13 protein-coding genes are annotated in these 12,908 nt (G+C 71.1%); 11 read left to right on the top strand and 2 right to left on the bottom strand.

All coding sequences use genetic code 11. The features are described 5' to 3' along the window. Nucleotides 1-54: 54 nt before the first annotated feature. Genes ACZ63E_RS22345 through ACZ63E_RS22330 form a run of 4 tightly spaced genes read left to right on the top strand, consistent with a single transcriptional unit; the run spans nt 55 to nt 4,536 of the window. A complete protein-coding gene (locus tag ACZ63E_RS22345) occupies nt 55-1,341 on the top strand; it encodes an ABC transporter substrate-binding protein (protein WP_465338032.1) in 1,287 nt (428 codons plus the stop codon). After that, nucleotides 1,341-2,261 carry a carbohydrate ABC transporter permease gene (locus ACZ63E_RS22340; RefSeq protein WP_465338031.1) on the top strand — a complete coding sequence of 307 codons (921 nt, stop codon included), beginning with the start codon at nt 1,341-1,343 and terminating at the stop codon, nt 2,259-2,261. The genes ACZ63E_RS22345 and ACZ63E_RS22340 overlap by 1 nt, the downstream gene beginning before the upstream one ends. A gap of 9 nt (nt 2,262-2,270) precedes the next feature. Next, on the top strand, nt 2,271-3,155 hold the full coding sequence (locus ACZ63E_RS22335) for a carbohydrate ABC transporter permease (RefSeq protein WP_465338030.1): 885 nt from the start codon (nt 2,271-2,273) through the stop codon (nt 3,153-3,155). Nucleotides 3,156-3,171: 16 nt separating this feature from the next. Next, entirely contained in the window at nt 3,172-4,536 is a 1,365-nt protein-coding gene (locus ACZ63E_RS22330) for a GH1 family beta-glucosidase (protein WP_465338029.1), read from the top strand. Here ACZ63E_RS22330 and ACZ63E_RS22325 read toward each other — a convergent pair whose 3' ends face one another. Continuing rightward, a complete protein-coding gene (locus tag ACZ63E_RS22325) occupies nt 4,537-6,333 on the bottom strand; it encodes an AMP-dependent synthetase/ligase (RefSeq protein ID WP_465338028.1) in 1,797 nt (598 codons plus the stop codon). Between the two features lie 127 nt (nt 6,334-6,460). Here ACZ63E_RS22325 and ACZ63E_RS22320 point away from each other — a divergent pair, with 127 nt between their 5' ends. The 7 genes from ACZ63E_RS22320 to ACZ63E_RS22290 all read left to right on the top strand — a co-directional run bounded on the left by ACZ63E_RS22320 (nt 6,461) and on the right by ACZ63E_RS22290 (nt 11,765). After that, on the top strand, nt 6,461-6,871 hold the full coding sequence (locus ACZ63E_RS22320; protein ID WP_465338027.1) for a polyketide cyclase / dehydrase and lipid transport: 411 nt from the start codon (nt 6,461-6,463) through the stop codon (nt 6,869-6,871). Nucleotides 6,872-6,882: 11 nt separating this feature from the next. Continuing rightward, nucleotides 6,883-7,677: a metallophosphoesterase family protein gene (locus ACZ63E_RS22315; protein ID WP_465338026.1), complete on the top strand. Its 795-nt coding sequence runs from the start codon at nt 6,883-6,885 to the stop codon at nt 7,675-7,677. Between the two features lie 27 nt (nt 7,678-7,704). Further along, nucleotides 7,705-8,139, top strand: a complete 435-nt coding sequence (locus ACZ63E_RS22310; RefSeq protein WP_465307696.1) for an SRPBCC family protein — start codon at nt 7,705-7,707, stop codon at nt 8,137-8,139. A 4-nt stretch (nt 8,140-8,143) separates the two neighbouring features. After that, on the top strand, nt 8,144-9,271 hold the full coding sequence (locus ACZ63E_RS22305; RefSeq protein WP_465338024.1) for an ArsA family ATPase: 1,128 nt from the start codon (nt 8,144-8,146) through the stop codon (nt 9,269-9,271). After that, nucleotides 9,268-9,681 (top strand): hypothetical protein, encoded by a 414-nt coding sequence (locus tag ACZ63E_RS22300; RefSeq protein ID WP_465338023.1) that lies wholly within the window; start codon nt 9,268-9,270, stop codon nt 9,679-9,681. Before ACZ63E_RS22305 ends, ACZ63E_RS22300 begins: the two co-directional genes overlap by 4 nt. Before the next feature lie 15 nt (nt 9,682-9,696). Beyond that, nucleotides 9,697-10,635 carry an ROK family protein gene (locus ACZ63E_RS22295; RefSeq protein ID WP_400893338.1) on the top strand — a complete coding sequence of 313 codons (939 nt, stop codon included), beginning with the start codon at nt 9,697-9,699 and terminating at the stop codon, nt 10,633-10,635. A gap of 287 nt (nt 10,636-10,922) precedes the next feature. Then, nucleotides 10,923-11,765, top strand: a complete 843-nt coding sequence (locus tag ACZ63E_RS22290; protein ID WP_465338022.1) for an NUDIX domain-containing protein — start codon at nt 10,923-10,925, stop codon at nt 11,763-11,765. On the opposite strand, the gene ACZ63E_RS22285 is transcribed toward ACZ63E_RS22290, so the two are convergent. Next, on the bottom strand, nt 11,762-12,901 hold the full coding sequence (locus tag ACZ63E_RS22285; protein WP_465338021.1) for a glutamate--cysteine ligase: 1,140 nt from the start codon (nt 12,899-12,901) through the stop codon (nt 11,762-11,764). The two genes, ACZ63E_RS22290 and ACZ63E_RS22285, sit on opposite strands and share 4 nt — an antisense overlap. Nucleotides 12,902-12,908: the final 7 nt, after the last annotated feature.

Here is a 12,908-nt window from a genome sequence, read left to right as displayed (position 1 = left end):
GCGCTCTCATGGGTCCCGCGTTTTCCGATCGGCCCGCAGAACAACGGAGATCTCATGCGCCCGAAAACGACAACCCGCCGGATCCGCCTGATCGCCGGCGTGGTGTGCGCCGGCCTGGCCGCGGTCACCGCGCTGAGCGCCTGCGGCAGCAGCGACGCCGGCGGGGGCGGAAAGGTCAAGCTCAGCCTCGGCCTCTTCGGCAATTTCGGTTACACCGACCTGATCAAGGAGTACCAGGCGGCCCACCCGGACATCGAGATCACCGAGCGGACCGCGTCCTACTCCGACCACCACAAGAACCTCGCTGCCCACCTGGCCACCGGCGGCGGCGCCGCGGACATCGAAGCCATCGACACCGGGTACGTCGCCCAGTTCAAGGCGACACCGGACAAGTTCGTCGACCTCAACACCGTCGGCGGTGACAAGCTCAAGGACCGCTGGCTGGGCTGGAAGTGGGCGGCCTCGCTGGGCAAGGGCGGCCAGCAGATCGGCTACGGCACCGACGTCGGCGGCCTGGCCATCTGCTACCGCCGTGACCTGCTCCAGAACGCCGGGCTACCCGCCGACCGCGACGCCGTCTCCGCGCTCTGGCCCACCTGGCAGGCGTTCTTCGACGCGGGTAAGCGCTTCCAGGCCAAGGCGCCGAACGGCGTCAAGTGGATGGACGGCGGCCCGACCGTGCTCAACGCGATCTTCGGCCAGGCGCCGGTCGGCTACTACGACCAGAGCGACCAACTCGTCGTCGCGAGCAACCCGGCGCTGCGGGCCGGCTGGGACCAGGTCGTCGACGCCGTCAAGGCGAACCTCTCCGCGGGCCTGCTCTACAGCACCCCGACCTGGAACACCGGGTTCACCCAGGGCCAGTTCGCCACCGTGACCTGCCCCGCCTGGATGATGACCAAGATCAAGGACCAGGCGCCGGACACCTCGGGCAAGTGGGACGTCGCGAGCGTGCCCGGCGGCGGTGGCAACTGGGGCGGCTCGTACCTGACCGTCCCCAAGCAGGGCAAGCACACCAAGGAAGCCGCCGACCTCGCCGCGTGGCTGACCGCGCCCGAGCAGCAGGCGAAGGTCTTCACCAGCCAGGGCCTGCTCCCGTCGACGCCGTCGCTCTACGACGACCCGAAGATCACCGGCTACACCAACCCGTTCTTCAACAACGCGCCCGTCGGCAAGCTCTTCACCGACGCCGCCAAGAAGCTGAACCCGCAGTACCAGGGCCCCAAGGCGGGCGACGTCCAGACCGAGTTCGGCAACGCGATGCAGCGCGTCGAGCAGGGCAAGCAGGACGGCGCGGCGGCCTGGCAGCAGCTGGTCGGTGACGTGGCGAAGATCAAGTAATGGCACTGACTTTCGCCGACCGGCGGCACAAGTGGGACGTCAAGCTGTCGCCGTTCGGCTTCATCAGCCCGTACTTCCTGATCTTCGGCGTCTTCGGGCTGTTCCCGCTGCTCTACACGGCTTTCGTGTCGCTGCAGAAGCGCAACCTGCTCGACGCCGATGGTGCGACGTTCATCGGGTTCGGCAACTACGACCAGCTGCTGTTCCACGACGCGTACTTCTGGAACGCGATGGGGAACACGGTCAGCCTGTGGCTGCTGACCACGATCCCGCAGATCCTGTTCGCGCTCGGCATCGCGCACCTGCTCAACCGCCGGCTGCGCGGGCGGACGCTGTTCCGGATGGGGATGATCCTGCCGAACATCACCTCGGTGGCGGCGGTGACGATCATCTTCGCGCAGCTGTTCGGCCGGGACTTCGGCCTGGTGAACTGGGTCTTGAGCTGGTTCGGCGGCGGGCACGTCGACTGGCAGGCGGGCACGGCCAGCTCCCACACCGCCATCGCGGCGATGGTGGTGTGGCGCTGGACCGGTTACCACGCGCTGATCTTCCTGGCGTCGATGCAGGCGATCCCGTCGAGCATGTACGAGGCCGCGACCCTCGACGGTGCCCGCGGGTGGCAGCAGTTCTGGCGGATCACCGTGCCGTTGCTGCGGCCGCAGATCATCTTCTCGACGGTGATCGCGACGACCGGGAACATGCGGCTGCTCGCCGAGCCGCTGCTGTTCAACCCCGGCACCGCCGCGGCCACCGGCGGCTCGGACCGGCAGTTCCAGACCGCCGCGCTCTACCTCTACGAGCAGGGCTTCACCAAGTACGACTTCGGGTACAGCTCGGCGATCGCGCTGGTGCTGGCCGTCGTCACGATGCTCGTCGCGGGCCTGTCGTACCTGGTGACCCGGCGCATCCAAACCGACTGAGGAGCGGACATGACCACCGTGCTGACCTCGGCACCCGCCGCGGCACCGAGCCCGCCCGGCCGGGCGCGGCGGCTGGTCCGGCGGGCCACGAGCCCGTGGACCTACGCCGCGCTGATCGCGATCCTGGCCGGCTCGGCGTTCCCCGTGTACTGGTCGTTCGTCGTGGCTTCGCAGACGACGGAAGCCGTCGGCAGCGTGCCGCCGGTGCTCGTGCCCGGCGGGCACTTGTTCGAGAACATCGCCCGGGTCTTCGACGAGTCGGAGTTCGCGCTGGCGCTGGGGAACTCGATGATCGTCGCGGGCACGATCACGGTGTCCGTGGTGCTGTTCTCGACGCTCGCCGGGTTCGCCTTCGCCAAGCTGCGCTTCCGCGGCCGGACCGTGCTGCTGCTCGTCGTCATCGCCACCCAGGCGATCCCGACCGAGCTGGGGGTCGTGCCGCTCTACATGATGATGGCCGACTTCGGCTGGGCCGGGCAGCTGCAGGCGGTCATCGTGCCCGGGCTGGTGACCGCGTTCGGCGTGTTCTTCATGCGCCAGTACTTCGAACGCGCGCTGCCGCTGGAGCTCCTGGAAGCCGGGCGGATGGACGGCTGCAACTCGCTGCGGCTCTTCTGGCACGTCGCGCTGCCGGCCGCCCGCCCGGCCGCGGCGGTGCTCGGGCTGTTCACGTTCATGCAGGCGTGGAACGACTTCTTCTGGCCGCTGGTCGTGCTGGTGCCGGAGAACCCGACCGTCCAGACCGCACTGTCCACTTTGGCCAGCGGATACACCACCGACTACACCCTCGTGCTCACCGCCGCCACCATCGGCACCGTCCCTGTCCTCCTTGTGTTCCTGCTGTTCGGCCGCCAGATCGTCGGCGGCATCATGCAGGGCGCGCTCAAGGGCTGACCTCCCGGAGCTCATCGTGACTTCCAGCTTCCCGCCCGGCTTCCGCTGGGGCGTCGCGACCTCGGCGTTCCAGATCGAGGGCGCGACCGGCGCCGACGGCCGTGGACCGTCCATTTGGGACACCTTCGCGGCGGTCCCCGGCGCGGTGGCCGGGGGTGACACCGGCGAGCCGGCGGCCGACCACTACCACCGCTGGCCGCGCGACGTCGCCCTGCTCGCCGCGCTCGGCGTCGACTCCTACCGGTTCTCGGTGTCCTGGCCGCGGATCCAGCCGTCCGGCCGCGGCAACGCGGTTCCGAAGGGGATCGGCTTCTACCGGAAGCTCGTCGAAGCCCTGCGGGAGCACGGGATCGAGCCGTTCCTCACGCTCTACCACTGGGACCTCCCGCAGGCGCTGGAGGACAACGGCGGCTGGCGGTCGCGCGACACGGCGGCCCGGTTCGCCGACTACGCCGCGCTGGTGCACGCCGAGCTCGGCGACGTCGTCGACCACTGGACAACGCTGAACGAGCCGTACCCGTGTGCGGTCGCGGGGTACGGCGAAGGACGGCACGCGCCGGGCGCGCGGGAAGGGCACGGCGCGCTCGCCGCCGCCCACCACCTGCTGCTCGGCCACGGCTTGGCGGTCCAGGCGATGCGGGCGCAAGCACCACCGCAGCACCAGTTCGGGATCGTGCTCAACCAGTCGCCCGCGGTGCCGGTCACGGACTCGGCCGCCGACGCCGCCGCGGCCGCCCGCCAGGACACGCTGCTGCGGCGCCAGTTCACCGACCCGCTGTTCGGCGGCCGCTACGCGCCGGGCCTGGCGGCGATGTTCGACGGCGTCACGGACTTCTCGTTCCGCCACGACGGCGACCTGGCGACGATCGGGCAGCCCCTGGACTACCTGGGCGTCAACTACTACTACCGGCTGCACGTCGCGGACGCGCCGCACCGCGAGCCCGTCCCGGCCCGCCGCACGGTGGCCGACATCGGCGTCGACACGACGCGCGTGCCGGACGTCCCGCGCACGGGCATGGGCTGGCCGGTCGAGCCCGAGGGGCTCACCGAAGCCCTGGTCGGGCTGCACAACCGCTACCCGGGCCTGCCCCCGATGTACGTCACCGAGAACGGCTGCGTGTACGCCGACCGGAGCGACTTCGCCGACTACGAGCGCATCTCGTTCCTGAGCGAGCACATCGAGGCGGCGCGCACGGCCGCGGCGGCGGGGGTCGACCTGCGGGGGTACTTCTGCTGGTCCCTGCTCGACAACTTCGAGTGGGCCCACGGGTACAAGCACCGGTTCGGCCTGGTGCACGTGGACTACGCGACGCAGGCCCGCACACCGCGGGCGAGTTTCCGCTGGTACCGCGACTTCGTCGCGGCCCAGCGGCTCGAATGACTACTTCTTGTACAGGCCTTCGATGTCGTTCGCGTAGATCTTCGTGACCACGTTGCGCTTCAGCTTGAGGCTCGGCGTGATCTCGCCGCCGGCTTCGGTGAAGTCGTTGGCCAGCACGGTGAACTTCTTGATCGCCTCGGCCTTGGACACCTGCTTGTTCGCCTCGTCGACCGCCGCCTGGATCTCCGCGAGCAGGTCGGCGTCGGTGGCCAGGTCGGCGACCGTGGCCGCCGCCGGCTTGTTGTGCTGGGACTTCCAGGACGGGAAGTACTCCTCGTCCACCGTCACCAGCGCGGCGATGAACGGGCGCTGGTCGCCGACCACCATCGCCTGGCTCACCAACGGGGCCGCCTTGATCGTGTCCTCGAGGCCGGACGGGGCGACGTTCTTGCCGCCCGCCGTCACGATGATCTCCTTCTTGCGGCCGGTGATCTTGAGGAAGCCGTCGACGTCCAGCTCGCCGAGGTCGCCGGTGTGGAACCAGCCGTCGGTGAGCGACTCGGCCGTCGCCTGCGGGTTGTTGTAGTACGCCCGGAAGACGACGTCGCCCTTGAGCATGACCTCGCCGTCGTCGGCGATGCGGACCGACGTGCCGTTGACCGGCTTGCCGACCGTGCCGACGCGGAACGCCGTCTGGGTGTTGACGTTCGCCGCCGCGGACGTCTCGGTGAGGCCGTAGCCCTCGAACACCGGGACGCCGATGCCGCGGAAGAAGTGCGCCAGCCGCGCGCCCAGGGGAGCGCCGCCGGACACCGCCGCCACACAACGGCCGCCGAGGGCCGCGCGCAGCTTGCCGTAGACGAGCTTGTCGAACGCCAGGTGCTTCAGCTTCAGCGCGACACCGGCGCCGCCCTTGTCCTGCGCCTCGCTGTAGGCGACCGCGACGGCTTCGGCGGCGTCGAAGATCTTGCCCTTGCCGTCGCCGTGGGCCTTCTGCTTCGCCGAGTTGTAGACCTTCTCGAACACCCGCGGCACCGCGACGACGAACGTCGGCCGGAAGGTGCCCAGGTCGGCGACCAGGTTCTTGACGTCCGGCGTGTGCCCGAGGGTGACCCGGGCGGTGAGCGCGGTGACGGCGATCGCGCGGGCCAGCACGTGCGCCAGCGGCAGGAAGCACAGCAGCGAGTTGCCCTGCTCCATCAGCTGCGGGAACGCCTCGATGTCGGCGCGGATCTCGGCCAGCAGGTTGCGGTGGGTCAGCTCGACGCCCTTGGGGCGGCCGGTGGTGCCCGAGGTGTAGACGATCGTGGCCAGCTCGTCGGCGACGACCTCGCGGCGGCGCTCGTGCAGCTCGTCGTCGGACAGCCTGGCGCCCAGCGCGGCCAGCTCCTCGACGGCGGGGGAGTCCCCCTCGATCTGCCAGGTGTGGTCCAGGTCGGTGAGCCGGCTCCGGACCTCGTCGACCGCGGCCGCGTGGCCGTTCGTCTCGACGAACACGGCCTTCGCGGCCGAGTCGGAGAGGATCCAGTGCACCTGTTCGGGGGACGAGGTGTCGTAGATCGGGACCGTCACCGCGCCGGCCGCCCAGATCGCGAAGTCGATCAGCGTCCACTCGTAGCGGGTCTTCGACATGATCGCGACGCGGTCGCCGCGGCCGATCCCGGCCTGGGCCATGCCCTTGGCGACGGCCAGCACCTCGCCGGCGAACTCCTTGGCGGTCACGTCCAGCCAGCTGCCCTCGACCTGGCGGCGGAAGCTCACCACGTCGGAGAACCGCTCGGCGTTCGCCCAGACGACGTCGGACATGTTTTCGTCGTCGGCCACCGGCTTCCCGGCGGGAGCGCTGTATTCGCGCACGTGGACCTCCGTGTTCAACGCGTGCGGCAGGCGACACCGCTGTTACCCGCCAGTCAACTTAGCGTGGTGAGCACCTTAAGACCATGCTGATCGCCGTCGCACGGCGAGGGCGTGACATTCTTCGCACGTGAACGCGCCACCCTCACTCGACATCGTCGACGAGACGTTCCTCGCCGTTCCGCCGGCCACCGTGGCCGCGGTCTTCGCCGCACCGGCGTCCTGGCGGCGCTACTGGCCCGACCTGGTCCTCGAGGTCTACACCGACCGGGGCGAGAAGGGCCTGCGCTGGACCGTGCGGGGTGCGCTCGTCGGTACGATGGAGGTGTGGCTCGAGCCGGTGCTCGACGGCACCCTGCTGCACTACTTCCTGCGGGCGACCCCCGCCGACGCGGCCGGGACGCCCCGGGCGCTGGCGCCGCGCGACCTGCGCCGGGAGTTCGACCGGCGGGCCCGCGCGGCGAAGGCGATCGCACTCGGGCTGAAGGAGATCCTGGAGGACGGGCGTGAGCCCGGCGTTCCTCCTCGGGGCGAGGGCTAAGGGGAAGCTGGGTGCGGGTACACGTCGTCTCGGACGTGCACGGCAACGCCGACGCGCTGAAGCGGGCGGGGGACGGGGCCGACGCGCTGGTCGTGCTCGGCGACCTGCTCGACTTCGTCGACTACCGGGAGCACGACAAGGGCATCATGGGCGCGCTGTTCGGCGCCGAAAAGGTCGGCGAGTTCGCCCGGCTGCGCCGTGAGGGCACCCGTGACGAAACCGTTGCCTACTCGCGGACGCTCTGGGCGAGCCTCGACGACCCGGCCGCTGCGGTCGACGAGGCCATCCGCGCCCAGTACGCGACGCTCTTCGCGGCGATGACCGCGCCCACCTACGCCACGCCCGGCAACGTCGACACCCCGGCGATGTGGCCCGAGTTCACCGGCGAGGGCATCCGCGTCCTGGACGGCGAGGTGACCGAGTTCGGCGGTCTCCGCTTCGGGTTCGTCGGCGGCGCGCTGCTGCCGGACGGGGTCGTCCCGCGCCGCCGCAAAGGCGCCGCCTGGCGTCCCTACCTGCGGGATCGTGAGGACTACGACCGCGGGGTGGCCGCGCTCACCGACGTCGACGTGCTCTGCACGCACGGCCCGCCCGCGCTGCCGGAGCTGACCTACGACGTCGTCGCGCGGCGCAACGAGATCGGCTCCACGGCGCTGCTGGAGCTGATCCGGGAGCAGCGCCCGCGCTGGTCGGTGTTCGGGCACGTGCACCAGCCGCTGTCCGCGCGCGCCCGGGTCGGGCTGACCGAGTGCCGTAACGTGGGTCACTTCAAGGAGACCGGGCAGCCCTACGTGCTGCGCTGGTGACCGACCGCGGCGGCTACGCTTCGTCCCATGGCCGAGCAGTCCACACAGTCCATCGAGGTCGACGCCGAGCCCACGCGGGTGATGGCCGTGATCGCCGACTTCCCCGCCTACCCGGAATGGGCCAAGGCGGTCCAGCAGGCCGAGGTCCTCGACACCGATGGTGACGGGCGGGCCAAGCAGGTCAAGCTGACCCTCGACGCGGGCCCGATCAAGGACGTCTACACCCTCTCCTACGACTGGGACGGCGACGGCCTCGGCGTCAGCTGGCACCTGGTCAAGGGCCAGATGCAGAAGGCGCAGAACGGCCGGTACGCCCTGGAGGACCTCGGCGGCCGCACCCGCGTCACCTACACGCTGTCGGTCGAGCTGGCGCTGCCGATGATCGGCCTGCTGCGCCGCAAGGCCGAGAAGATGGTCATGGACACCGCGCTCAAGGAGCTCAAGAAGCGGGCCGAGGGGTAACCGGGTGCGGATCCTGCTGTTCACCGGCAAGGGGGGTGTCGGGAAGACCACGCTGGCCGCGGCGACCGGCGCCGCCCTGGCCGCCCGCGGCAGGAAGACCCTCGTCGTGTCCACCGACCCGGCGCACTCGCTCGGCGACGCCTTCGGCCACACCCTCGGCGCCGAACCGTCCGAAGTGGACGATCTGCTGTCCGCGACGCAGATCGATTCGCGGACCTTGGTGGACACCACCTGGCACCGGCTGCGGGCCGAGCTGCAGACCGTGCTGTCCGGCGCGGGACTCGACACCTTGGACGCCGAAGAGCTGACCGTCCTCCCCGGCGTCGACGAGCTGCTCGCGCTCACCGAGGTCCGGCGGCTGGCCGAGGACGGGCCGTGGGAGACCATCGTCGTCGACTGCGGGCCGACGGCCGAGACGCTGCGGCTGCTCGCCCTGCCCGAAGCCGTCTCCGGGTACCTGACCCGGCTGTTCAACCGCCGCGTCAGCGAGTCCGTGCGCCGCCTCGGCACCCACCTCGACGGCTTGCGCGCGCTGCTCACCGAGCCGTCGGTGACCACCGTCCGGCTGGTGCTGACCCCCGAGCGCGTGGTGGTCGCCGAGGCGCGGCGCACGCTCAGCTCGCTCGCCCTGCGCGGCATCGCCGTCGACGGCCTGGTCGCCAACCGGCTGATGCCCGCGCCCGGGTTCTGGCGCGGCGGCGCGGCGTCGTGGCTGCGCACGCGCCGGACCCAGCAGGACGCCGTGCTGGCCGAGCTCACCGCGGCCGGGTTCACCCGGGTCGCCCGGGTCGAGCACCGCGCCGTCGAGCCGGTCGGGCTGCCCGCGCTGCTGGAGATCGCCGCCGAGCTGTACCGCGACGGCGACCCCCTCGCCGGCGACGGGACCCCCGTCACCCCGCTGCTGCGCGTGCGGCCGGCGGCCGGCGGGTACACCCTGCGCGTCGCGATCCCGCTGGGCCGGGACGCCGAGGTCGACCTCGCCCGCGTCGACGACGACCTGGCGATCACCGTGGACGGCTTCCGCAGGCTCATCGCCCTGCCGGAGGCGCTGCGGCCGTGCCGGATCACCGGCGCGGAATCCGACGCCGACGGCCTGCTGGTGAGCCTGGCCGGGAACCGGGGACGCGGGTGAGCGAAGACGAACACGGGCCGCGGCTCGCGGAGGAGATCCGCCTGCTCGCCGAGCTGGTCGTGGAGAAGGCGGCGCCGTGGCTGGAGGGCGTCCTCGCCGCCGGGCACGGTGACCCTGACCAGGCGAACGCGGACGGCTCGGCGTGCGGCTGGTGCCCGCTGTGTGCGATCGTCGCCGTTGTGCGAGGTGAGCGCCCCGAGCTGGCCGCCCGGCTGGTCGAGCAGCTCGCGCAGCTGGTCGCCCTGCTGCGCGCGGTGCTCGCGGACCGCTGGGAGCCGGACGAGGGTGTGCACATGCCCGGGTTCCGGCCCGCGCCGCGGCCGCCGGCGGACGCTTCGGCGGCGTCGCCGCGGGTGCAGCACATCACCGTCCGCAGACGGGACGAGTGGCGGCCGGATCGGGAGAGCTGAGTGCGGACGATAGGGGTGGACGTCGGCGGGACGAGTGTCCGGGCCGGCGTGGTGGACGAGCGCGGCTCCCTGCTCGACACGGCGCGGGTCGCGACGCCGAGCGAGGAAGGCGCCCTCGAGGACGCCATCGCGGGTGTGGTCGAGGACCTGCGCAACCGGCACGAGGTGGCGGGCGTCGGCCTGGCCGTGGCCGGGTTCGTGGCGCGCGACCGCCGGTCGGTGATGTTCGCGCCGCACCTGGCCTGGCGCGGCGCGCCGGTCGCGGACCGGATCGAGAAGCGGGTCGGCCTGCCGGTGCTGCTGGAGCACGACGTCAACGCGGCGATGGTGGGTGAGCACCGCTTCGGCGCGGCCCGCGGCGCCCACGTGGCGGCGCTGGTGGCGCTGGGGACGGGTATCGGCGCGGGTCTGTTGCTGGACGGCAAGCTGTTCCGCGGTGCGTACGGCGTGGCGCCGGAGCTGGGACATTTGACTGTGGTCCGCGGAGGGCGGCCGTGCCCATGCGGCAAGTACGGCTGCTGGGAGCGTTATTGCAGCGGGACGGCGCTGGCGGCGACGGCGGTGGAGCTGCTCGCGCGGCACCCGGGGCGGTCGACGGTGCTGGCCCCGCAGGTTGCGGGTGACCCGGGCTCGGTGACGGGACGGCGCGTGGCGGGAGCTGCTCGCGACGGTGATCCGATTGCCCAGCTGGCGATGGCGGAGCTGGCCAAGTGGCTCGGTGAGGGCCTGGCTCTGGTGGCGGATGTTTTCGACCCGGAGATCATCGTGATCGGCGGGGGTGTTTCGGAGTCGGCGCCGTTGTTTTTGGATGAGGCTCGGGAGCATTACGCGGGGGCTATCACCGGGGCTCGGCATCGGCCGTTGGCTCGGATCAGGACTGCTCACCTGGGTGATGACACGGCGATTGTCGGTGCGGCTGCGTTGGCGCTGGAAGCGGCGAAGACTCCGGTTTGACCGCTTGTGGATGGCGGCCGATCTGTTTCCGGCAGCTGGCTCTTCCGGTCTTTCCCGCCACCCCGAAGCCCGATTGTGACTACGGCCGGCGGCACCGCGTCAAGGCGGGAAAGATGCCTTGACCCGGCGTCGCCGGCCGTGTTCTGGCTTCGGATCGGGGTTGCGGGGGGTGTGGGTGCCTGCCGTCTTCCGGTCCGGCTGCTGCCGTGGCTTTCCCGGTCCCTCGGAAGTGAGCCCTCACTTCCGAGGGAGCGGTGATTCGGGGTCGACTGTGAAACGCTGGAGCCGTGAGCCAGCCGTCCGCGAGCGTCTTTGTCCGGTGCTCCTGCGGGCATCTCCACTGGGGGCGCTACGGCGCCGCCGGGTTGCTGCTCTTCGATCCTGCTCGGGGTGTTCTCCTGCAGCGCCGTGCCTGGTGGGTGCACCACGGCCGGACCTGGGCGCTGCCTGGCGGGGCCATCGAAGCCGGTGAGACCGCCGTGACCGCCGCCGCGCGTGAAGCCTTCGAAGAAGCCTCCGTTCCCGCTGATGCCTTCCGAGCGGTCTCCGCCTCCGCGGTGGACCATGGGGACTGGAGCTACACCACCGTCCTCGCCCTGGCCGATGGGGCCGAGGCGCGGGTTGCCAACACCGAAAGTGCGGAGGTGCGCTGGGTGGATCCCGACGACGTCCCCTCCTACCGGCTGCACCGCGACTTCGCCGCCGCGTGGCCGCGCCTGCGTGACCGCGTGGGGGAGGAGCTCGTTTTTGTCGTCGACTCGGCCAACGTCGTCGGCTCGCGGCCGGATGGCTGGTGGCGGGATCGGCACGGGGCCGCCGAACGCCTGCGTGACCAGCTCGTGAAACTCGCCGAGGCCGGCGTACCGGACCCGGATGACCCGGCCGTCACCTGGTGGCCGCGCGTCGTCCTGGTTGTCGAGGGCAAGGCCAAGCACGTCGAGTCCGTGCCCGGGGTCGAGGTTGTCGCCGCGGACGCCGATGGGGACTCGAAGATCGTCGAGGTCGTCGGGGAGCAGAAGGGCCGGGTGCTCGTCGCGACGGCCGACCGTGAGCTGCGGGGCCGGGTCGAGGCCCTCGGTGCGTCGATTCTCGGCCCCGGCACGCTGCGTAGCCAGCTCGACGAGCTCTAGTCCTTCGAGATGCCGTCGCGCATCTCGGCGACCAGGGACGCCATCACGGCCTTCAGGCTGCCCTTGTGCTGCTGCGCCACCGCCCGCTGCCGCCGGTAGCTCGGGCCGTACTCCAGGATCGTCTCGACGTCGCGCAGCTCGGCGACGCAGTCCAGGCGCCGCGCCACCGGCTCCAGGCGGTCGAGCAGGTCGGCGATGTCGTCGGTGACCAGGCGCTCGCGCCCGGCCGCGTCCAGGATGATGATCGCGTCGGTGCCGTAGCGGGCCGCGCGCCACTTGTTCTCCTGGACGTGCCAGGGCGGGAGCGTCGGCAGGATCTCGCCGTCGTCGAGGCGCTCGCTGAAGTCGTCCACCAGGCACTGCGTCAGCGCCGCGATCGCGCCGACCTCCTCCAGCGTCGGCAGGCCGTCGCAGACCCGCATCTCGATCGTGCCCAGGTGCGGGGCCGGCCGGATGTCCCAGCGGATCTCCGAGAAGTGGTCGATCACGCCGGTGGTGAACATGTCGTCGACGTAGCTCTCCAGCTCGGCCCACTTCCGGAACTGGAACGGCAGCCCGGCCGTCGGCAGCTGCTGGAACATCAGCGCCCGGTTCGACGCGTACCCGGTGTCCTCCGCGCCCCAGTACGGCGACGACGCCGAGAGCGCCTGCAGGTGCGGTGCGTAGTTGAGCAGCGCGTCGAGGATCGGCAGCACCTTGTCGCGGTGGTCGACCCCGACGTGCACGTGGACGCCGTAGATCAGCATCTGCCGGCCCCACCACTGGGTGCGGTCGATCAGCTTCGCGTACCGCTCCTTGTCGGTGACCTTCTGCTGGTACCAGTTGGAGAACGGGTGTGTCCCGGCCGAGAACATCTCCACGCCGAGCGGGTCGGCGACGCTGTGCAGGACGTCGAGGGAGTCGTTCAGGTCGGCCTTCGCCTCGGCGATCGTGTCGCAGACGCCGGTGATCACCTCGATGGTGTTGAGCAGCAGCTCCTGCTTGATCTTCGGGTGCTCGGCCGCGCCGTCCGGGCGCACCGCCTCGAGGACCTGCCCGGCCACCGAGGACAGCTCGCCGCTGCGGCGGTCCACGAGGCCGAGCTCCCACTCCGCGCCGACGGTCGACCGCCGCGAAGGACTGAACTCGATGTTCATCGCCGAC

This window comes from Amycolatopsis sp. NPDC104819 (assembly GCF_055583145.1).
This window is presented reverse-complemented; position numbering and strand designations above follow the sequence as displayed.

Bases quoted from the DNA above. Each gene is read 5' to 3' on its own strand.
- ACZ63E_RS22310 (WP_465307696.1), top strand. From the start codon at position 7,705: ATGGCCGAGCAGTCCACACAGTCCATCGAGGTCGACGCCGAGCCCACG.
- ACZ63E_RS22285 (WP_465338021.1), bottom strand. From the start codon at position 12,901: ATGAACATCGAGTTCAGTCCTTCGCGGCGGTCGACCGTCGGCGCGGAG.
- ACZ63E_RS22345 (WP_465338032.1), top strand. From the start codon at position 55: ATGCGCCCGAAAACGACAACCCGCCGGATCCGCCTGATCGCCGGCGTG.
- ACZ63E_RS22340 (WP_465338031.1), top strand. From the start codon at position 1,341: ATGGCACTGACTTTCGCCGACCGGCGGCACAAGTGGGACGTCAAGCTG.
- ACZ63E_RS22335 (WP_465338030.1), top strand. From the start codon at position 2,271: ATGACCACCGTGCTGACCTCGGCACCCGCCGCGGCACCGAGCCCGCCC.